Origin of the sequence: Burkholderia sp. Z1, from assembly GCF_014893795.1 — a bacterium.
Classification (GTDB): Bacteria; Pseudomonadota; Gammaproteobacteria; order Burkholderiales; family Burkholderiaceae; genus Burkholderia; species Burkholderia theae.
Genome location: NZ_JACFYL010000003.1, coordinates 1,002,160 through 1,024,407, shown reverse-complemented (window position 1 = coordinate 1,024,407; position 22,248 = coordinate 1,002,160). Strand labels below are relative to the sequence as shown.

Annotated in this window: 11 protein-coding genes and 1 pseudogene; all 12 read left to right on the top strand. The window is 61.2% G+C overall.

Annotated features, from left to right (window positions below; all coding sequences use genetic code 11):
• Positions 1-3 precede the first annotated feature (3 nt).
• The 12 genes and pseudogenes from H3H55_RS36605 (at position 4) to H3H55_RS36555 (ending at position 22,150) form a co-directional block, all read left to right on the top strand.
• Positions 4-855 (top strand): 3-hydroxybutyryl-CoA dehydrogenase, encoded by an 852-nt coding sequence (locus H3H55_RS36605; protein ID WP_193102985.1) that lies wholly within the window; start codon positions 4-6, stop codon positions 853-855.
• A 271-nt stretch (positions 856-1,126) separates the two neighbouring features.
• Complete coding sequence (locus tag H3H55_RS36600; RefSeq protein WP_129517850.1) at positions 1,127-2,041, top strand: LysR substrate-binding domain-containing protein; 915 nt, start codon at positions 1,127-1,129, stop codon at positions 2,039-2,041.
• 178 nt (positions 2,042-2,219) lie between these two features.
• A complete protein-coding gene (locus H3H55_RS36595; protein ID WP_193102984.1) occupies positions 2,220-3,494 on the top strand; it encodes a dicarboxylate/amino acid:cation symporter in 1,275 nt (424 codons plus the stop codon).
• A complete protein-coding gene (locus H3H55_RS36590; RefSeq protein WP_226800709.1) occupies positions 3,491-4,951 on the top strand; it encodes an aspartate/glutamate racemase family protein in 1,461 nt (486 codons plus the stop codon). Before H3H55_RS36595 ends, H3H55_RS36590 begins: the two co-directional genes overlap by 4 nt.
• Positions 4,952-5,112: 161 nt before the next feature.
• Positions 5,113-5,436: pseudogene (locus H3H55_RS36585) on the top strand (lyase family protein); the annotation flags it as partial.
• Positions 5,437-6,005: 569 nt separating this feature from the next.
• Positions 6,006-13,853, top strand: a complete 7,848-nt coding sequence (locus tag H3H55_RS36580) for a filamentous hemagglutinin N-terminal domain-containing protein (RefSeq protein ID WP_193102983.1) — start codon at positions 6,006-6,008, stop codon at positions 13,851-13,853.
• A 1,012-nt stretch (positions 13,854-14,865) separates the two neighbouring features.
• Entirely contained in the window at positions 14,866-15,672 is an 807-nt protein-coding gene (locus tag H3H55_RS36575; protein WP_193102982.1) for a hypothetical protein, read from the top strand.
• A gap of 42 nt (positions 15,673-15,714) precedes the next feature.
• Positions 15,715-17,784 carry a filamentous hemagglutinin N-terminal domain-containing protein gene (locus H3H55_RS36570; RefSeq protein WP_226800708.1) on the top strand — a complete coding sequence of 690 codons (2,070 nt, stop codon included), beginning with the start codon at positions 15,715-15,717 and terminating at the stop codon, positions 17,782-17,784.
• Between the two features lie 3 nt (positions 17,785-17,787).
• Positions 17,788-17,922: a hypothetical protein gene (locus tag H3H55_RS37625; RefSeq protein WP_264299696.1), complete on the top strand. Its 135-nt coding sequence runs from the start codon at positions 17,788-17,790 to the stop codon at positions 17,920-17,922.
• 2 nt (positions 17,923-17,924) lie between these two features.
• A complete protein-coding gene (locus H3H55_RS36565) occupies positions 17,925-19,724 on the top strand; it encodes a ShlB/FhaC/HecB family hemolysin secretion/activation protein (RefSeq protein ID WP_193102981.1) in 1,800 nt (599 codons plus the stop codon).
• A gap of 84 nt (positions 19,725-19,808) precedes the next feature.
• The gene (locus H3H55_RS36560; RefSeq protein WP_193102980.1) at positions 19,809-20,651 is read left to right on the top strand and encodes a peptidyl-prolyl cis-trans isomerase; all 843 of its coding nucleotides are present in this window, start codon (positions 19,809-19,811) and stop codon (positions 20,649-20,651) included.
• 140 nt (positions 20,652-20,791) lie between these two features.
• Complete coding sequence (locus H3H55_RS36555; RefSeq protein WP_226800707.1) at positions 20,792-22,150, top strand: hypothetical protein; 1,359 nt, start codon at positions 20,792-20,794, stop codon at positions 22,148-22,150.
• The last annotated feature ends 98 nt before the right edge of the window (positions 22,151-22,248 follow it).

Genomic DNA, 22,248 nt, shown 5'->3' with positions numbered 1-22,248 from the left:
TTCATGGCCATCGAAATCGTCGGCGTCGTGGGCGCCGGAACCATGGGCAACGGCATTGCGCAGACCGCCGCCGTTGCGGGACTCAACGTCGTGATGATCGACGTCAGCGATGCTGCGCTCGACAAGGGCATCGCGACGCTGAAGGGCAGCCTCGAGCGGCTCGTGTCGAAGGACAAGCTCGACGCGGCCACACGTGACGCGGCGCTGGCGCGCATCACGACATCGACCGACTACGCGAAGCTTGCGTCGGCCGACATCGTGATTGAAGCCGCGACCGAGAACGTCGAGCTGAAGGGCCGCATCCTGAAGCAGATCGAGGCCGTCGCGCGGCCGAACGCGATCATCGCGACCAACACGTCGTCGATCTCGATCACCGCGCTCGCGGCGCCGCTCGCCGATCCGTCGCGCTTCGTCGGCATGCACTTCTTCAACCCGGTGCCGCTGATGCCGCTCGTCGAGATCATCCGCGGGCTGCAGACGAGCGAGGCAACCGCGTCGGCCGTGCGTGCGCTCACCGAGCGTTTCGACAAGTCGCCGATCGGCGTGCGCAATTCGCCGGGTTTCGTCGTGAACCGGATCCTCGTGCCGATGATCAACGAGGCGTTCTTCGTGCTGGCCGAAGGCATCGCGTCGGCCGAGGAGATCGACGCGGGGATGAAGCTTGGCGCGAACCACCCGATCGGCCCGCTCGCGCTGGCCGATCTCGTGGGCCTCGACGTGTGCCTCGCGGTGATGGACGTGTTCGTGAAGGACTTCGGCGATCCGAAGTATCGTGCGTGCCCGCTGCTGCGCGAGATGGTGTCGGCGGGGAGGTTGGGGCGCAAGACGGGGCGTGGGGTGTATGACTACGCTTGACGCGTAGCGAGGTCGCCGAATCGGATGGCGAGTCGGGCCGGATGGCATGGTTCATCCGGCCCGACTCGCGTTTGCATTTTTCCGTCCGGATCGTCCGTTGCGCGGGCGGGGGCATGGGATCGAAGCCTGCGTTGCCATCAAGGGGCCTTCACGCCGGGCAACACCATGACACATTGCGCTCGATAGGGTGCCCGTTGCTCCTCTACCGATTTGTCCGCCCCTTTGCTAATGTGTCTTCGATTCAGCCCACACCCGGATGTCCAAGGCAAATATGGAAATCAAGTGGATCGAGGATTTCATCGCTCTCGCCCAATACCAAAGCTTCTCCCGAGCAGCGGAGTTTCGTAACGTAACGCAGTCGGGTTTTAGTCGCCGAATCCAGTCGCTCGAGCAGTGGATCGGCGCCGAACTGATCGATCGCAGCAGCTTCCCGCCTGTGCTGACACCGGCCGGACAACTATTTCGCGAGACGGCTGAAGACGTGCTCAGCCGACTGTTCGACACACGCGCAATCATTCGCACCGAGCAACGAATCGCCGGCAAGAGCCTGCAGATTGCTGCCGGCCACACGATCGCACTCAGTTTCCTGCCGGGCTGGCTCAAAGCGCTGGCGCCCCATTTCGGCGAGGTGCGGGCGCGCGTTATTCCAACGAACGTCCACGACTCGATCCTGATGCTCGTCAACGGAAACTGCGAGCTTATGTTTGCCTATCATCATCCCGAGCTGCCGTTGCATCTCGACCCGGGCAGATACGAGCACGTGACCGTCGGTATCGATACGCTGATGCCGGCATGCAAGCCCAACCGGCGGTTGGCACCCGCTTTTCGCCTGCCGGGGACGAAGCAGAATCCGCTGCCGCTTATTTCGTATACGGAAACCAGCTACTTCGGACGTTGTCTTGCGCTGCTGCTCGCTCGGGCACCCGATACGCCAGCGTTGCAGCTGCACTACGAGTCCGATATGGCCGAAGTGCTGAAGAAGCTCGTGCTGGAGGGCGAGGGCGTCGCGTGGTTGCCCAAGAGCTCGATCGCCGCCGAGCTGGAGACCGGCGACCTCGTGCCTGCCGGCCCGGCAGCGTGGTATCTCGAAGTCGAGCTGCGCGTCTATCGCGACGCCTCCAATCGCAGCGAATTTCTGGATACGCTTTGGCAACACCTTCGTGCCGCATCGCCCCGACTCGGTTAGGGTTTTCCCATATTATGCGGATCCCGCATACCGTCATGATGCACTAGCATCGTGGTTTTATTGACGCTCCCTACCATTCGTTCCAACGGCAAATGTGACGCCCGGTCAGCGTCATGTGGGCCCATTCCTAGCGCTCGGCAGCCTTCGGCAGCCCGGCGCCACCCAAGGACGAATGGACATGAAGAATCGCCTCACTCTCAGCATCGCTGTCGGCATGATCCTCGGTGTCATTGCCGGCTACGCGTGTCACAAGAGCATCGCCGACCCGGGCACGCTCAAAACGGTCGCCGGCTATTTCGCGATCGTGACGGACATCTTTCTGCGGCTGATCAAGATGATCATTGCGCCGCTGGTCTTCGCCACACTCGTCTCCGGTTTGGCCGGGATGGACAGTGGTGAAGACGTCGGCCGTATCGGTCTTCGCTCGGTCGGCTGGTTCATCTGCGCATCGCTGATTTCGTTGGGCCTTGGGCTCATCATGGCCAATGCGCTGGAACCGGGAGCCGGTCTTCATCTTACGGACACCGCCGGCGAGGTAAACACGGGGCTGAATACGGCTGCGTTAAACGCGCGGGACGTGATCACGCACGCATTCCCGACCAGCCTGCTCGATGCGATGGCCCGCAACGACATTCTGCAGATTCTCGTATTTTCGGTGTTCCTGGGCATCGCGCTGAGTGCGCTGAAGAAAGATCCACGGGTCGGCATTGTTATCCAGGCAATCGACGGTCTGGTGCCGGTGATGTTGCGTCTTACGAACTACGTGATGCGTGCGGCGCCGCTCGGCGTGTTCGGCGCGATTGCTTCCGCGGTCACGCTTCGCGGCCTGGATGTGATTTATACGTATGGCAAGCTGATCGGCTCGTTCTATCTCGGGTTGCTCATCCTTTGGGTGATCCTGGTGGGTATCGGTTATGCATTTCTTGGGCGACGTGTCGGCAGTCTGCTGAAAGCGGTGCGTGAACCCGCATTGATCGCCTTCTCCACCGCGAGCAGCGAGGCCGCCTATCCACGCCTGACCGAACAACTGGAGAAGTTCGGCGTCGACAAGAAGGTGGTCGGGTTCACGCTTCCGTTGGGTTACGCGTTCAACCTCGATGGTTCGATGATGTATCAGGCGTTCGCAGCGATCTTCATCGCACAAGCCTTCGGCGTGCACATGCCGTTATCGCAACAGATCTTCATGTTGTTGATCCTCATGCTGAGCAGCAAGGGCATGGCAAGCGTGCCGCGCGGATCCGTCGTCGTCGTCGCTGCCGTGGCCCCGATGTTTCACCTGCCGGTTGCGGGCGTCGCAATGGTCCTCGCGATCGATCAGATTCTCGATATGGGACGCACGATGACAAACGTCATCGGCAACAGCGTCGCGACGGCAGTGATTGCGAAGTGGGAAGGTAAGCGGTCGGCAAAGTCGAGTAACGCCGCATTCGACCAACCGGAGCTGAACGCATGAAACGTCCTGAATCCATGAGTGCTCGGCGGAAATTCGGCGTTGTCGGTGGTCTTGGGCCGCTTGGAAGCGCTGACGTCTTCTTCAAGATGGTGAAGGCGACGCCTGCGTCGTCCGACGACGAGCATGTCGATCTGATCTTCGAGCAACGGCCATTCAGCGGCTCGGGATCAAGCAGCGCGGCGACAACGGAGCGCAAGCTTTACGTTTTCGACATGATCCGTGAATTCGAGAAACGCGGTGTGACGAGCGTCGTGCTCCCATGTTTTCTCAGCCACACGTTTATCGATGAATTGAAGGCGAACACGCGGTTGCCGATCGTCAATATCGTCGAGGCGCTTCGCTGTTACGTGCAGCGAAAGTTCCCGGATGCTACCCGCATTGGCGTGATGGCGTCGGACTATGTGCGCGGCAAGAAACTGTTCGAGACGTACTTTCCTTCACCGCAGTTCGAAATCATTTATCCGCGGGCGCATGGCGATAACGATCCGGTGACCGACGCGATTTATGGGCCAGACGGGATCAAGCGCGGCAACCTCCGCGGGCGGCCGGTCGAACTACTGCGCGCTGCGAGCGAGGATCTGGCGGATCAGGGGGCGCAGGTCATTGTCCCGGCTCTGACGGAAATCGCACTTGTCGCCGACGCGCTCGGCCCGCAGCGGGTGCCGCTGATTGATTCCAACCTGGCATATGCGCAGTACGCCGTCTCGGCGCCAGGCGGTTCGCGCGCGCCGACGTTCAAGGTCGGTGTCGTTGGTGGTGTCGGGCCGGCGGCGACAGTCGACTTTTTGAACAAGGTCGTTCGAAACACACCGGCGTCGCGCGATCAGGACCACATCAAGCTGCTGGTCGAGCAGAATCCGCAAATTCCAGACCGGACGGAAAACCTCGTCGGCACCGGTACGGACCCGACGATTTCGTTGTATGCGACATGCAAGAAGCTCGAGGACGGAGACGCAGACATCATTGCGATTCCATGCAACACCGCCCATGCGTTTGTCGAGCGGATTCAACCTTATCTCGGCATCCCGATCGTCAACATGCTGACGGTCACCGTCGCATACCTGCGCGAAACCTACCCTGCGTTGCGACAGGTCGGTGTGCTGGCAACGTCCGGCACGATCGAAAGCGGCGTTTATAAGAAGGCGCTTGAGGCGCACGGACTCACACAGGTAGCGCCAGAACCAGCGCTGCAGGCACGCGTGATGGAAGCGATCTACGGCGAGAACGGCGTCAAGGCGGGTTTCTCGACGGGGCGATGCGAAGAAGACATCAACGCCGCTGTCGACGGATTGATTGCCGGCGGTGTCAAAGTGATTGTCCTCGGATGTACCGAGCTTCCGATTCTGCTGCCGAGCGGGGAGTACGTTGCACGAAACGGCGCACGGGTCACACTGGTCGATCCGACGGAAGTACTGGCGCGCAGATGCATAGCCTATGCGACCAACGCCGGCGATTGAACCGTAGACGCCCCCCAACCACTCAGCCATCCGGCGCGCATGCAGTCGCATGTGGCGCCGGACCCTCGCGTCGGCTTCGATCTCATGATCGCCATCATGACAAATATCGACACACGTATCGAGCACGATCTTCTTGGCGATCGTGCATGTTTATCAGACGATACGTGGTAGATGTGATCCAAGGGGGAGTCGGTACGTCCACGAACATGAACGCGAATGAGGTAATTGCCAATCTGGCCTTGGAGTAACTGGGCCATGAGCGGGGTGATTATGCGATGCTGCACCTTAACGAAGATGTCAACATGGGGCAGAGCACAAATGATGTTTATCCGACGGCGCTGAAGATTGCCGCCTACATGGGGATTGTGCAGCTGGTCCATTCGATGGGTGTCCCGCGTGCGTCGTTAGAACGCAAAGCGGAAGAGTTTCGCAACGACCTGAAGATGGGGCGGACGCAGCTGCAAGATGCTGTTCCGATGACGCTCGTTCACCTGACCCGTCTCGTCCTCCAGCGTCATGAACAGGACGCCGTTAGCCGTGCCCGGCCGCTGTCGGACCGTGACAGTCCGCACGCGCGCGCGAACTATCCGCAGAAAACGACAGATTGATACGCCGGTTCGAAATCGTTGGTTGGCTTGTCTCGTTCGCGTTCTGACTTTAACGGCTGAGGAACGTCGAGATTGATTCTTGGTGATGAGGTATCAGGCAGACGCGAATCCGCAGGTTGACGATCGTATTTAAAGATTCCCGCCAACACAAGGCTTGGGTGATCCGATTGCCGTTCTTGGTTGTGAGAGCGTAGAAGCCTTGCCGGATAACGCACATACGGTCTGCTGCGGTGTCGAATCGCTTTGCAAGACTCGACTCGAGATGGCCTGTTTTTTGAAAGCAGGCCATGAGACAAACGAGATACTAAATATAAGAATCAAAATAATATATTTGAAAGAAGTCCGTAATGTCCGCGCGCATGGTCATTTTAAGGAATGACAATTGTTGACTGTCTTGCGTATTTGTCTGTGCAACCATCTGCAGAAAATACCAAGCGAGACCAACCATGCGCCGCGTCATGCGCGATATCGAAAAACGGCACGTTCAACGGGGAGCGGCCAGGCAGGCGATTATCTTCAACCATGCTTCGCTGAAAAGCGAAGGGCCGGCGCTTTGGGTCAAGGCGACCGCGTGGTTGATGACGGTCGTGATGTATTTCGGTCCGGCTGTCTTGCTCGCCGACCAAGCCGCGCACGCGGCGCCGATCGTCGATCCGCGTGCGCCGATTCCGTTTCAGCCGTCCGTCACGCAAACCAGCACGGGCGTGCCCGCGATCAATATTCCCGGCGCGAATAGCAACGGCATCAGCGTCGGGCAATACCAGTCTTTCGACATCGATTCCCGCGGGCTGGTGCTCAATAACAGCACGGTGGCAGGCACGCCGCTGCTCGGCGGTACGCTTGGCGCCAACCCGAACCTGAACGGCCGGCCGGCAACCACGATCATCAACCAGGTCACGTCCAACAACATCGCGACGTTGAACGGGCCGCTCGAGGTGTTCGGTTCGCCGGCCGCCGTCATCGTGGCGGCGCCGGGCGGTATTGCCGTGAACGGGATGGCGCTGACGAACGTTCCCGGATTGACGTTGACGACCGGCACGCCGCAGTTTCTCTCCGGCGTCGGCGGCACGGCGACCGATTTTGCACATGCGGGCGCGGTGGCTTACGACGTCCGCTCGGGTGCCATCACGATCGACGGACCCGCGGGCACGAACGGCCCGGGCGCCGGCATCGAAGGGACGGTCGGCAATATCGACCTGATCGGTCAGAGCGTCAGCATCAATGCGCCGCTGCGCGCCGATCAGCGCGTGAACGTGGTGACAGGCAACCAGACTGTCACGCCGACCGCTAGCGACGCGAGCGGCATCACGTACGGCACGTCGGCGAACGGTGCGACGAACACCGCTGCCGCGATCGGCAAGGCAGTCGCCGTGGACGCCAATCAGTACGGCTCGGTGACGAGCGGTACCGTCTATATCGTGTCGACCGCAGCCGGGATGGGCGTAAACACGCAAGGCCCGTTGTCGGCAACGGCGGGCAATGTAGTCGTCAATGCGAACGGCGACGTGTCGGTCGGTCAAACGTTTGCCAATCAGAACGTCGCACTGACGAGCACGGGCAACACGACGATCAATGGGACGGGGCTCGCGAACCAGAATTACACGGTGAACGCGAACGGCGATATCAACGCGCCGGGCTCGGTGTCGGCCGGGCAGAATGTTTCGATGACCGCGGGTGGCAATCTGAACGCCGCGTCGGTTGCCGCAAACGGCGCAGCCAATCTGACGGCCGGACAGTCGATGACGATTGGTGCGCTGACGGCGCACGATATTGCGCTGCAGACCACGAACGGCGATCTGACAGTGGACGGGCTGAGTGCACCCGGCACGGTGTCGGCGAAGGCCGGACGGGATCTGACCGTAAACGGCGCGGTGCAGGGCGGCAGCACGGTTGCATTGACGGGCGCGCGCAACGCGACCGTCAATGGCCAGGTGTCGGGCGTTGGCGATACGACGATCGCGGCGCAAACGGGCTCGGCAACCGTGAACGGCAATGCGCAATCGAATGGCGCGCTGTTGGTGACGGCCGGCCAGAACGCTGCGGTTGGCGGCACGGTACAGGGGCAAGGGCCCGTATCGATTGCGGCACAAAGCGGCTCGATCACGGGTCAAGGCAACGTTGCATCGTCGACGGGGGCGGTCAATCTGAAGGCCGGGCAGGTGATTGCGCTGAACGGCGCGGTGCAGAGCGGCAGCACGATCGATGCGACGGCCGGAACAAACGCGAATTTCGGCGGTACGGTGTCCGCGCCGGGCACCGTCACGATTCAGGCCGGGCAGGACACGACGCTCGGCGGCAACGTCACGAGCGGCGGGAATCTGAACGTAACGTCGGGCGGCAACACGACCGTGCAGGGAACCGCTGCGTCTGTCGGCGACATGGCGCTCGCGGCGATCGGCGGCTCGCTGACGACGACCGGCAACGTGGCGTCGCTCGGGACATTGAATGCGTCGGGCCAACAAGGCGTGAGTCTGGGCGGAACGGTCTACAGTGGCGGCGATGCATCGATCGGATCGAACGCCGGCAGCGTAGCGGTCGCGGGTGCGGTGTCGACGCCTGGCGGCGTGAAGATCAATGCCGGGCAGGACGCGACCGTCGCCGGCACCATTCAGAGCGGTCAGAACACGACGATCGCCGCCGCGCGCGATGCCAACCTGAACGGTGGCCTCGCAGTCAGCAATACGGGTAACGCGACCGTCACGGCTGGTCGCAATCTCAACGGCACGGGCGGGCTCAGCGTCGCGAACGATACGACGCTCGATGCCGGCAACAACATCGCCGTCTCGGGCGCGATCCAGACCGGCAACAATCTGAGCGCGACCGCCGGCCAGAACCTGTCGGTGGGCGCAACAACGGCCGTTGGCAACAGCACGCTGACCGCAACCAACGGCAGTGCAACGCTTGCCGGCGACGCGTTGTCTGGCGGGGCGACGACGGTCTCGGCCGGCACCGGCGTCAACGCGCAAGGCAGCATCAAGAGCCTGGGCGATCTGACTGTCAATGCGAAGGCGGGCAATCTGACGGCCGCCGGGCCGGTGTCGACGGCTGGCAACGCGAACCTGAATGCCGGGCAGAGCCTGACGCTCAACGGCCAGACGACCGCATCAAAGAACGCGAACCTCGCGGCGACCAACGTCACGACGCAGGGCGTAGCCGTCGGCGGCAATCTGACCGCAACGGCGACGAATAACCTGGACACGTCGGCAGGCCAGCTCAACCAGCCCTTCAGCGCTACCGCGCCTGCTCTGTCGGTGGGCGGCAACGCGACCCTGTCGGGCGCGAACGTGACGACGGCAAACGCGGTAGTCGGCGGGACGACGCGGATCACTGGTACGCAGAGCGTCACGACAGGCGGCACCGCCGCATTCAAGGGCGATGCGACGTTGGTCGGTGGCACGGTCAATAACGTCGGCACACAAATGGCGGCCGGCAATCTCAACGTGTCCGGCACGACCGTCTCGAACGCCGGCAGCCTGTCTTCGCTGCAGACAGCGAATGTCACGGCGACGAACCTGAACAACTCGGGAACGATCTACGGGCCGACGGCGAACTTCAACGTGTCGGGCGCGACGACGAATTCGGGCGGGCTGCTCGCGACGAACGCGTTGAACCTGACGACCGGCAGCCTTGGCAATGGGAACGGACTCATTTTCTCGGGCGACGTCAACAATCCGACCGCGGCAATCGGCAACACGACGGTGACGGTCACGGGCGGCAACGGCGCGTTTGACAACACCAACGGCAGGATTCTTGCGCAGAACGTCGCGGCGCTGAACCTGCCGAACCAGACACTCGATCCGTCGGCGGCGAGTTATGGATCCGTCAACGGAGGGAACGGCCTGAACCTGTCCGCGCAGGCGCTCAACAACTCGGGTACGTGGACGCTGCCGGGAACGGCGGTTTCGGTGTCGGCTGCCCAGGGCATCAGCAACGCGGGAACGATCAATCAGGGAACGGGTTCGCTCACGCTGAATGGCGCAGTCGCCAATACCGGGACGGTCAACGGCAACGACCTGACGATCAATGGCTCGCTCGCGAACCAGGCCGGCGGCACGATTACCGCGAACAACGCGTTCACGCTGAACGGCTCGGGGACGAATGCCGGTACCGTGCAGGCGGCAAATACGCTGACGATCTCGGGAGCGAGTTACGACAACTCGGGCGGCACCACGAGGGCCGGAAACAACGGCAGTCCGGCGGGCAGCGGCAACGCGACGATTCAACTGAGTGGGGATCTCGGCAATGCCGGCGGCACGTTGGCCGCGACGAACGATCTGTCGATCACCGCGAACAACGTTGTCAATTCGGGATCCTCAGGTTCGGGCGCGACTACCACGACGACGAAGACGATCGACAATACGGCGTTGACCATGGCGCTTGGCGTCGGCAACGATACGCTCGACTTCTACTACCTCTATGCCGCTGAAAACGGCTTTTGCTGTCAGCTCGATCAGACGCCGCAAACAGTCTCGCTGGCCGATGCGCTCGCGCCCACCGGATCGACCAGCTCGAAATATCTGCAAACGAGTCAGCCCGTTGCAACGACCGGCACGGTGACCTATGTCCTGGTGCCGACCGTCACGGGCACCAGCAACTCCGGCAACAGCATCGTCCAGAATCTGTGGTTCATCGAGACGCCGCAGAATGCCGGCCTGGCTCTCCAGAAAAAGACCGTGGCGCTGCCGACCGTGACGGAGACGACGACCACGACCGGGGGACAGTCCGGTGCGAATTCCGTGATCGCTGCCGGACACGACCTGAATCTGACCGCGAACAACCTCAACAACCAGGGCGGGACGGTTAGCGCCGGCAATGACGCCAATCTGAACTTGCAGTCGCTGTCGAACGGCGGATCGACATACAGCTCGACCGTCACGGACTCGATCGACCTTGCGTCGATCAACAACTTCCTGTCGCAAGCGCCGTCGACGATTTCCGTCTGGAATTATTACAACGGTGCGAATGCATTTGGCCCGTACAGCACCGGGTACTACATCGACGGCGGCAGCATCAAGCTGAATGCACCGGGAACCGTGGCTCCGTTGTCGACTTCGTCGTCGGTGAGCGTCCAGGGCGCAACGGGCCAGATTGTGGCCGGGCACGACCTGAACCTGTCGGGCGGCAATTTGACCAACGCCGGCACGCTTGCGGCGGGCAACAACGTCACGATCCAGACGGCGGGATTCACGAATCAAGGCACGAACGTTGGTTCGCGAACCGTGACGGCAGGTTGCGCGTCGGGCTTCTCGAACGCGGGCTGTACGAACCTCAAGACGACGAATCCGAACTCGGAGACGTATAGCTACCAGCAGACCAACAGCAATGTGACGGCGGGCAACAATCTCGTCATCGCGTCGAACCAGATCGCCAACACATACGGCAATCTGGTCGCGAAGAACAATGTCGTGCTCGGAGGCACCGGCACGACGTCGACGTCATCGACCCAGGCCGGGAGCGTTGCGAATACGTCCGGTGCGATCGAGGCCGGCGACGACGTCCAGATCAACGCGGCGTCGCTGACGAACACCATCGCGGCACCCGTGCAGGTCCACCAGAACTATGGCAGCGCGACACCGTTCACGGGATGTACGAGCAACTGCGAGGCTTATGTCGACGTACAGTCGGCGAATCCGGCGGTCATTACGGCCAATCACGACGTCGCTCTGACCGCGGGCACGTTTAGCAACACCGGCAGTCTCGTGACGGCGCTGAACAATGTCACGATCAACGCGTCGAATGCGGCCAGTTCGAACAATCAGTACCTGAATGCATACTGGGCGAGCAACCTGACGCATTACACGTCGTCGTATCCGGCCTGGGGTTGCGCCAACAATCCGTCTCTGTGCGCATCGTTGTACGGCAGCGCGTACAGCAGCGGCGCGGCACAGGATCCGGCCGGGTTGCCGTCGTCGGTGGGGATGTCGGACTTCGTTCCGGCGACGATCCAGGCGGGTAATACGCTGTCGGTGAATTCTCCGACGCTGACCAATACCGGTAATGTGATCGGGCAGACCGTGAGTCTCGCGGGTGCGCAACTCGTCAATGGCCTGAACAATCCGAACGTCTATACACCTCCGCCGGCGGTGTCGGGCCAGGTCGTTTCGCTTGGGCCGCCGTCGGTGCCGTCGAGTGCAGCGACCACCGTGAACAGCGCTGGACGCGTGACGACGCTGGCGGGGCAGCCGACCTCCGTGACGGGCGCAGCGGGCTTGCCGTCGAACACGCCGATCGGTGTGCAGACCGTGGGCAAGCCGGTGGCGCCTGCCATCCCGACAGCAAGGGCTCCGTCGTCGCCGTCCGTGCAGACCATCGCCGGCGCATCGACGAATGCGACCTATCTGATCAACAACCCGGCATCGCAGGTGATCGGCGCACTGAGCCCGCAGGCGTTGTTGAATGCGTTGCCGGCGAACCTGCAGCCGGGCAGCACGCCCTTTTATTACGACCCGTACACGGAGAATCAGCAGATCGAGCAGGCCGCGTTACAGGCGACCGGCAAGAGCAGCTTCTATAGCACGACGAGCGCGACCGACAGCACGAGCCAGGCATCGATCGAGAATCAGGACAAGGCGGCGCTCTATGGCGCGGCGCTCGAATATGCGAAGCAGAACAACATCGCGCTCGGCACGCAATTGAGTCAGGCGCAACTCGCGCAGATTAACGCGCCGATGCTTTGGTATGTGCAGGAGACGGTGCCTGAGCCGGGATGTACCGCAACCGGAAACGGCGCGTGTCCGACCGTGCAGGCGTTGATGCCTGAAGTGCTGCTGCCGCAGAACTATGCGACGGTCAACGCGGATGGCGAGATCACGGGGACGAACGTCGCGCTGAATTACGCGAACAGCATCCTCAATACGGGTTCGATCTCGGCGCAGAACCTGACGGTCAATACGGCAAGCCTGACGAACGAACAGCGATCGACCAACATCGGCACGATCTACAACAACGTCGATGGCGGCGTTGCGGTGACGACCGGCACAGTGGTACAGCAAGGCGGCTTCATGTCGGCGATGAACTACGACATGAACGCGCAGGCGATCGATCAGATCGGTGGGGCGCTGCAGCAGCTTAATGCAGACGGCACCGTGAACGCGGGCGCGACGCAGGCGATGCTGGCGAATCTGAAAAGCCAGCTTGGCGGCCAGTTCACGCAGAGCACCGTTGGCAACAACATCAATACGAGCGTCATCTCGGACGGCGGGATGGGGCCGATCATGATCGTGCAGGCGGTGATCAGCGTCGCCGCGTCGATCGTGGGCTCGCCGGCCCTGGGTGCCGCGCTTAGCTCCCTGATGAATCAGGCCGATACCGGGCAGTTCAGCCTCATGAACCTCGGTAAGGCAGTGGCGGTCGCCTATCTGACACAGGGGATCGACGAAGGACTCGGGCTGAATGACTTTCAGTCGATCGGCGCGAATCTTGTGTCGTCCGATCCGGCCGTGACGCTGGCGAATCTCGGCAACACCGCGCTGCAGATCGGCGAGCAGAGCGTGGTGAACGCCGGGATCTCGACGGCGATTCAGGGAGGCAGCTTCATGACCGCGCTGAAGAACAACATCGTTACCGACGTAGCTGCGGTTGGGGCAAATGCAATCGGTACCTATATCCCGTCGGGCACGGTAGGAAACGTGATTGCGCATGCTGCACTGGGATGTGCGAGTTCGGCGGCTCTCGGTACCGGATGCGGTGGAGGGGCGATTGGCGGGGCGGCCAGTGCAATCGCCAATCCGATCATCGACGCTAACGGGAATATTCCGCCGGCGGTGTTGGCCGGTATTGAAACGCTCGTGGGCGGCAGTGTTGCCGGAGCGCTCGGCTACAATATTCAAGGTGCGATGGCCGCTGCGCAGAACGAGACTATAAACAATTGGGCGGCGCACCTCGGATTCTCTGGTAGCGTGAATGTACCGGGGACTGGAGCGAACTATGCTTTCGGTTTTGGGGTATTGGTTGATGGAGGCGGTAATTTCGGCTTCTATAAGAATACGCCGTCAACGGTACTGCCTGGACTAAGTACTGGGGGAACGGGATCAGTTGGCGTTAGCGCGGGCGTCTATCCAGCGGCTTCGACGATCCAAGACTATGCTGGTCCGTTCAACAACATATCGTTCGGTGCCGGGGACGGAGGTTATGTGGGCGCTGACATATTCCAAGACACATCGAAGTCTCCGCTCAATCCTGCCTCCTATGGAATGGGCGTCACATTGGGCCTGGGTGTCGGAGCAGGTGGCTCAGTTACTCAAACGAACACGAAAGTTTGTACTGTTCAGTCAGGGAGGTTGATCTGCAAATGAGCATGTCGCTAAACCGTAGGCGAAAAATCTCCATTTTTTTGACTGTTGTCTTGTGGGTAATAATTGGTGGTGCGGCCTGCGTTGGATTGTATTTCTCTAATCAGCTGATTCAAGCGCCTTCGATGCCAGATCCTGTGTCAGGTCATGTTATCCCTTTTAACAATCATGGAAAGACAGTCTTTATAACGCGGCTCGACGAACAAATGATTACTTGGGGGCCGTTGCTTGCCGTTGTGTTATGCGGGCTTGGATGGTGGGTACAAAAACTCAAGAACAGTAAGGGGAAGGCAGGATAGGGCCCGTGCCCTGAACAGCAACATGCAGGTGGGGTCAGCGGAGCGTACGATTTGGTAGGCGAAGGCATTGTGTTTTCGCTTGGGAACGGAACTGCAACCGTGTTTGGTAGTGGTGCCGGGGTGAATCTCGGGAAGACTGCGAATGTTGGCGCGGTAGGCGGCGGTTATTCCTTTGGTCAAGGAAAAACTGGGATCAAATGGTGATTATTATGCCGAGCTTCCCATTTCCGTTAGGCCAGAAAAGTCGTCGTGGCCGAATGGTTTTCGTTATCACTTTCGTGGCGATGATGGGATTTATCGCTTGCGTTATCCTAAAAAACAGATTGCACTGGTGGCTGTGTAAATGATCGGTGTGAAAGGAGAAGAATCGCGAAATTTTTTTGTTCGCTATATCAAGGCATATCTCTCGTTGATAGCGATGATCTGTTTCTTCGCGGCAATTTCACTGATCAGAGGGGCTGGATGGAAGCCTCTGTTAATTCCGTTGCCACTATTTATTCTGCTGTTTATCGGAATTTCATATCAGATGATCAAGGAGTTCCGAGCGCTAAAGCGATCAAATGAGATTGATCAGTAGTGGATCGTTCTCTTTGGTCGATGACGTGCGTCCTGAGGTTTGGGTCGTGAGCATATCTCAGTCTTATAGGCCGCAACCGAATTGCCAGGAAAAGGCAGGTTGCGCACTTGCGCTCAATATTTGTTGAAGATTTTTAACAATGAAAATCAAGGCGAGTCAAACATTCGGGACGATGATTGTATCGGCAATGCTGTCTGCCTGCGCTACACCACCAAGTGTGACGTATGACACGGCAGATATGGGGGCCATCAAGACAATTGCGGTCGCAGTTCCGAAGCCGACATCGTATTTCGCCGTGAGCTTGAGTGGACCGATTTTCATCCCCGTTCCCGGTGCGAGTCTAGCCATTTCGGCATTCAGCGGCGCGCTTGCCGGAACGCTTGGTCGTGCGGCGACTCACGAGAACGATGAGTTTAACGACCTCGTCCAGCAGAAACTTGGGGACACCGGACTGAACCGAAAATTTGTCGACGCGCTGGAGGCAGCGCTGCGCGCGCAAGGCTATGCGGTGAAGGAAGTCGAACTCGGGCGGGACGGTGCGCCGGATCTGACATGGGACAAGAAGAATGGTCCTCTTCTGACTGGGGGGCCGTACCTTGGTGCCGATGCGCTGCTGATTGCCCCGGTGCAGACCGGATATTTATCGAAGCAACTCGGGCACTCCTACGTGCGCTTTGCGAAGACGGAAGTTCGGATATTCAAGGCTGACACGCTGAAGAGCATCTTTGCAGACGACCTCATGCACAAGACGGAGTCCGCTTTCCAACAGGGCGGCATCCCCTACAGCTACAACTGGTACTCGGCAATCAAGGATGACTTGCCGCACGCCATTCAAGGCGTGAATGAGGCACTGATGGATCTCGTGCCGCAGTTCAAGGCCGATCTGTCGGCGAGTCGCGGGGAAGCGCGAACTGCGAGCGCCGCAGGTATCAAGAGCACAAACTAACCTCTCCGGGAGGCGGGTCACAACCTGATCCGCGAGTACGCAATGCACGCACCGCAGCCGAATATGACGCGTAAACGCGAGTGTTATTTATGGCCCGTTGCCGTGGCGGCTGCGTGGTGCACGTTCGCACCGAGTGTCTACGCTGCCGGCATCGTTCCAGATGGCGGCACGGCCACGACTGTATCTACTGGCGCGAGCGGGAGGCAAACCGTCAACATCGCTCCCACCATCGGCGGCGTCTCGAACAACACCTACTCGTCGTTCAACGTCTCGAAAGCCGGCGCCGACTTGAACAACGTCGGCATCAACGCACGCACGATCGTCAACCAGGTCACGAGCACGAACCCGTCGCTGATCCAGGGCAACATCAACGTCCTCGGCCCGCGGGCGAACGTGATCCTGGCGAATCCGAACGGCGTCACGGTCGACGGCGGAAGCTTCACGAACACGGGCCACGTCGTGCTGTCGACCGGGCAGGTGAGTTTCAACGATCTCACGCTTGCTCCTGGCGTCACACAACGCAACGTCGTACTGACGACCAACCGTGGCGGTATCGCGATCGGCCCTGGCGGCCTGTCCGGCACACTCGTCAACCTCGACCTGATTGCCAAGCAACTGAGCATCAACGGCCCGGTCACCAATGACTTCACCAGTTCGACGAGCGGCATCCGCTCGATCGTCGGCGACAGCACGGCAACCTACGACACCAGTTTTTCGCCGTCCGACAACGGCCACGACTGGCTGATCGGCACGTCGTCGCCGGGGACAAAAAGCAATGCCGTCGCGGTCGACATCACGGCGGCCGGCGGCCTGACGGCCGGCCGCGTCCAGCTGATCGTTACCGACCAGGGTGCAGGCGTCCACAGCCTCGGCAAGATCTATGCGAACGCCGGCGACGTCGTCGTCACGGCAAACGGGGACATCGCACTCGCGGACGGGTCCTTGAAAGCAGAGCGCGACGTCGCGCTCACAACGCCCGGCACCGTGTCGCTGCAGGGGGCACAGGTGACCGCGGCGAATAATGTGAACGTCCAGGCCGGCAATATCGCGCTGTCCGACGACACCACCGGCCCAACGACGCTGAACGCAGGCAACACCGTCAACCTGACGAGTAGCGGTGCGATCACCAACACCGGCAGCCTGATTCAGGCGGGCACCACCGCGAGCGACGGCACCACGACTGGCGGCGACGTGATCCTCAACGCCGCAGGCGACATCACGAACCGCTCGAGCGCGAACAACCTCGCGATCATGTTTGCCGCCAACGGCCAGACGAAGCTGACGGCCGGCGGCAACATCATCAACGACAACGCTCGCATCCTGTCGAACGGGGCAGTGAGCCTTGCTGCGGTTGGCGACGTGCAGAACATCATCGACCATACCGGCGGCACGAACGATGGCCAACCGACCGCTTATTCGGATCGCGGCGGCAGCTTCCTGTTCTTCACCCACACGACGAGCGGTTTCAACGTCGATTACGGCACGGTCAGCAATCCCGATCAGCTCGCCTACATCGCGGCCGTACACGGCCCGGTGACGATTTCAAGCCGCAACTTCGCGAATACCGGCGGGATCGTTCAATCGAACGACGGTGACGTGAACATCACCGTGCAGAACGCTTTCACCAACGCCGCGGTTTTCACCGGCCAGGCGAGCTATGCACGCAGCTGCTGGATCTTCTGCCACGCCGACGCGTCGAGCAACGTCACGCCGTACGGCGGCACGATCCAGGCGGGCGGCAACATCGGCATCAAGGCGGGCACGGTCGCGCGCAACGTCGGCGGCAACGTCTTCGCGACCGGCGATATCAAGGTCGACGCACCCGTCACCTACGCACAGGGTGTGACCGGTTACTCGGCAATCAACCAGCACCGGGGTTTCAAGGCGTTCTTCGGCAGCACGTGGGCAGAAATCATCGCGATGGACGTCGGTGGCGGTTTTACCGCGAACGGCAGCGTGACGCTGACGGGTGAAGGCGTGATCGACGGCGGCTCGTTCAGCGGTGGAAAGGGTGTCACGGCGGCCGGCGGCATCACGACCGTGCGCGCGCCGTCGCGCACGCCCGTCCAGATCGACCAGCATCTTGGCCTGACGACGTGGTGGTGGCGCTAACGCATGAACTATCGAACAAAAAATCGACTCGGGCTGGCAGTCGTCGTCTTCCTCGCGCTCGTGATCGTCGTGGCCGCTGCACAGAACGACGCTATCGGAACGGTCACGTCGACGCTCGGGCACCAGCACGCACAATAACGATGAAACCACGCGCATTCCCCCGACTGAAGCTGCCGCTGCTGGTCGCAAGCCTTGCTGCATTCCATGTGCCGGCGCACGCGCAGACTCCGCCCCCGGCCGGCCGGCCCGTGCAGGATCCGGCGCAGCTGATCATCGAACAACAGCGCGAGCAGGCGCGCCAGCGGCAACTCGAACAACCGCCGGCTTCAATCACGGTCGCGCCGACGTCGGAGACGACGCTCGACATTCCGCCGGACACGCCGGTCAATGCGATCGCCGAATCAGGTCCGACCTTCGCCGTCAAACAGATCACGCTACAGGCACCCGACGGCAGTGCCTTCCAGCCGCCGAGCGGTGTGTCCGGGAAAGGGCTCGAGGCAGTGGTCGCGCCGTTCGTCGGTCAGGACCTCGGTTCGCATCGCATCAACGTTCTGTTGAAGAGGATTACCGACGTTTTCGTCGAACACGGTTTCGTTACGACGCGCGCGCTACTTGGCCCGCAGAATCTCGCCACCGGCACGCTGAAGATCACGATTCAGGTCGGTGTGATCGAATCGTTCACGATCAACGGCAAGGCGATTCACCGGCTCAAGCCGGGCGAGTCAGCGGCGGGCGGCGGCTGGTTCACGGATGCGGGCTACGAGAACGCGTTTCCGACTACGTCCGGCGATCCGCTGCGCTTGTCCGATATCGATCAGGGCGTGGCACAGATCAACCGCCTGCGCCGCAACCAGGCGACAGTGCAGATCCTGCCCGGCCAGAATCCCGGCGAATCGATTGTAGACATCGGCAACAAATCGGGTGATCGCCTCTACTACACGTTGGGCGTCGACAACTACGGCAGCTCGGCGACCGGCGTGACGCGTTATCGCGCAGGCGTCGAAGCCGACAACCTGCTCGGCCTGCAGGAATCGCTGAGCGTGAATTTCCTCGACAGCCTCGACAGCAACGCGATAGTCGGTTCGTTCGCGGTACCGTTCGGCCGCCATACGTTCAGCTACACGATTTCCGACTCGGAATACCAGCAACTGATCGGCACGACCGCGCTCGAATACGGCCGCACGCTGTCGCATATCTTCGGCTGGAATTATCTGGTCGGACGCAGCGTGAGCGATATCACCAGCGTAGACACTACGTTGTCATGGCGTCGCACCGACCGCGAGGTCAACGGTATCGATCTCGATCCGCAACGCGTGGCGGTGTTGCGCGTCGGCGGAAACTGGCTGCACAAGTTCGTGATGAACGACGCGCAAGGTAATTTCACAGCCAACGGCGGCGTATCGCAAGGTCTGCCGTGGTTCGGTGCGAACCACGATCCGCATGGCATTACGCGCGACGAAGCGCACAGCCAGTTCACGAAAGTCGACGCGACGGCTGCGTTCACGCTGCCGTTACCGAAGGTCGGACGCGCGCTGCTCGCGTATCGGGGCGTATTGAGCGGGCAGTACACGAACGTGGCGCTGTTCGGTTCGGAGCAGCTGTACCTTGGGGGCATGGATACCGTCCGGGGTTTCCGTTCGGGCGAGATCGCCGGTGATCGTGGTTTCTATTCGCGCAACGAGCTTGCGTGGGTGAACGCGCCGGCGTGGAAGGACGGCCGGATCGAGCCATACGTGTTCTTCGATGCGGGTAAGGCAAGCCTCGTCGCCACATCGGGTTTCCCGACACTGGCTGGCGCCGGCGCGGGAGTGCGCGCGCAATGGCAGTGGCACAAGCAGTTCCTGTCCGGCGAGGTGCTGGTCGGGCGCGCGTTGACGCAACCGGCCGCACTCGGCTCGAAGGCGACGCTCGTGTTGGCCACATTGAACTGGAATTATTGATCGACGCGCACCGTTCTCTCGTGGAGCGGTCGCATGTGGGCGAAGACATGTCTTCGCGCCTTTCCATCCGAAGACGGAACGAAGATGAAAACGAAACTGATGCCTGCGCTGATTGCAATGGCACTCGCCGGTGCACTGACCGGTACCGCATCTGCGCAGACGGCGGCTGCATCACAGCCGGCGAACACCGTTGCGACGGTGAACGGGACGGCAATCACGCAGGCGGAAGTCGATGCCGTGTTGCAGGCCTCGAGGCAACCCGACACGCCGCAGGTGCGTCAGGCGATCAAGAATCAACTGATTACGCGCGTGTTGATCCAGCAGGCAGCGGAGAAGGCAAACTACGGCAGCAAGCCGGAAGTCCAGGCGGCGATGCAGGTGGCGAAGGCGAATGCCGAGACGCAGCTCTATCTGAGGGACAACGTGAAACCCGACCCGGTGACGGATGCGCAGGTGAAGTCGCGCTACGACGAGATCGTCGCGTCGCTCGGGAAGGACGAATACAAGCCGCGGCTGATCGTCGTTCGGGATGCAGCGACGGCCGCGACCGTGCTGAGCGAGTTGAAGGCGGGCAAATCGTTTGAAGGTCTTGCACGCCAGTACAGCATCGCGCCGAGCCGCGGGGCCGGCGGTGAGTTACCGTGGACGAGCTTCAAGACGCCGGCGACGGAAGGCAAGACGTCCGGTTTGCCGGTCGCGATCGCGCAGGCGCTCGAAACGCTGCCGGTGGGCGCGGTCACGCCCTCGTCGATCCCGATCGATGGTGCGCGAGCGATCGTGAAGCTCGATGCGAAGCGGCCGACACAGGTGCCGTCGTTCCCGCAGGCACAGGCAACGATCCGCCAGCAACTGGAGGCGCTCGCACTGGAAAAAGCGAGTGCGCAGTTCGTTGGCGGATTGTTGAAGAACGCGACGATCCAGCAGTAGGCGAAACCGTCGATATAGCGCAAGCGGCGGTCAGGGGTGCGGCGCCGCCGAGATTGTCGGCGGCCTGCCCCCGAACGGTAAAATAAGAGATCACGCGTTCGAATTTCGACTTTATGAAAATAAAAACAGGCCTTTTCGGGGTGTTGCTGTCCATCGCGACTGCAACGGCATATGGATTGGGCGTGCAGAGCGCGCCTGCGGAGCCGGCGGTTTCCACGCCAACGGCGAATCCGGTCATTAACCTGACGCCAGCGCAGATCAGCGAACGCGCACGTGCATATATTGCGCAGATCGGGGTGGATCCCGACTCGGAAAACGGGCAGATCCTGATCGCGTGGTTCACCCGAATCGCGCAGGAACCCGCTTATCTCGCGCGATTGACGACACTGCGCAGCAGCTCGCCCGGGTTCGCTGACACGATGCTGCCGCCGGCCGCGCGGCTGAAGGCTCTGCGAATGATGGCGGATGTGTCGCGCGGATCGCAGCACAACTGCGAGATGCCGGATATGGGCGGCAAGGATCTGGCGACGCTGGCGAAGACGCTCCCGTCGAAGACGCTCAAGGGTGTGCTGGAGATGATCGACATCCTGTTGAATCGCGATGGCACGGCGTCCGGGGATGAGCATTACACCGTGGCCGAGTTGCTCGACATCGACGCACACTTGAATACGATCGAGTTGCCCGCGTCGCTTTCGAAGCCCGGCGCGTCGAAGTCATGCGCGGCGATTGCGTTTGCCATCGGTATGATCGACAAGCTTCCGGAGCCGGAACAGCAACGCACGACCTATGAACTCTTCAAGATGTTTTTCGGCGGCAAGTCGGCGAGCGAGACCGTGCTGGCCGATCCGGACGCGTATCTGGACGAAGTGTTTGACGAGCGGCGCCTGCCGGATGCGATTCGCAGCCAGTTGCCGCCGGACGGTAGCCGGCCGCTGCCGTATTCGCGCTTGATCGTGGACGGCGAATGGGCGAACAAGACGACGCCGAAGGCCGCGGGGCCGTATGTCGACACCTACATCAATAGACGCAATAACGGCGTGGTCGCTGAATTGATGACCACGCATGATGGTTCCGGAGCGACTGATTGGTCCTACTTCGGGCTGACGTCGGGTATCGCGGAACTACTGGGGCAGAGCGTTCAAGCCCGTTTCAATGCGAAGCGGCTCGGCATGCTGAAAGATGCGTCGGCAATCGTGGTGGCGAACGCGCCTTTGACCGAGGGCAAACGCATCGAGATCGCTCTGCCCCAACCGTCGAGCCGCGGCCGACTGACCCGGCGATGTGAAATCGGCAAGACCGAACCGGCGTCGACGATCTATGGGGCGTTGACCGGCAATGCCGTCAATCTCGACTGCAGCGAGGTACGCAAGGACGGGACGACGGCTCGCGTTCGCTCCGCATGGCTGGCCGACTACGGGATCGAATTGAGCAAGACGATCGACGACGAGGCCGGCAGAACCGACGTCATCATCAAGAACGTCACGATCGTGAAGCCATGAGGCCGGTGGGCAAACCTCGGCCGCGCGTTCCTGCGGTGCGGCGTATCGACTGCGTCGCGCCCGCGCTGAAATGGTCAATCGGAGCCGCGGGGCTGATG

Coding starts and splice junctions, on each gene's coding strand:
- H3H55_RS36605 (WP_193102985.1), top strand. CDS start 4: ATGGCCATCGAAATCGTCGGCGTCGTGGGCGCCGGAACCATGGGCAAC.
- H3H55_RS36600 (WP_129517850.1), top strand. CDS start 1,127: ATGGAAATCAAGTGGATCGAGGATTTCATCGCTCTCGCCCAATACCAA.
- H3H55_RS36595 (WP_193102984.1), top strand. CDS start 2,220: ATGAAGAATCGCCTCACTCTCAGCATCGCTGTCGGCATGATCCTCGGT.
- H3H55_RS36590 (WP_226800709.1), top strand. CDS start 3,491: ATGAAACGTCCTGAATCCATGAGTGCTCGGCGGAAATTCGGCGTTGTC.
- H3H55_RS36580 (WP_193102983.1), top strand. CDS start 6,006: ATGCGCCGCGTCATGCGCGATATCGAAAAACGGCACGTTCAACGGGGA.
- H3H55_RS36575 (WP_193102982.1), top strand. CDS start 14,866: ATGAAAATCAAGGCGAGTCAAACATTCGGGACGATGATTGTATCGGCA.
- H3H55_RS36570 (WP_226800708.1), top strand. CDS start 15,715: ATGCACGCACCGCAGCCGAATATGACGCGTAAACGCGAGTGTTATTTA.
- H3H55_RS37625 (WP_264299696.1), top strand. CDS start 17,788: ATGAACTATCGAACAAAAAATCGACTCGGGCTGGCAGTCGTCGTCTTC.
- H3H55_RS36565 (WP_193102981.1), top strand. CDS start 17,925: ATGAAACCACGCGCATTCCCCCGACTGAAGCTGCCGCTGCTGGTCGCA.
- H3H55_RS36560 (WP_193102980.1), top strand. CDS start 19,809: ATGAAAACGAAACTGATGCCTGCGCTGATTGCAATGGCACTCGCCGGT.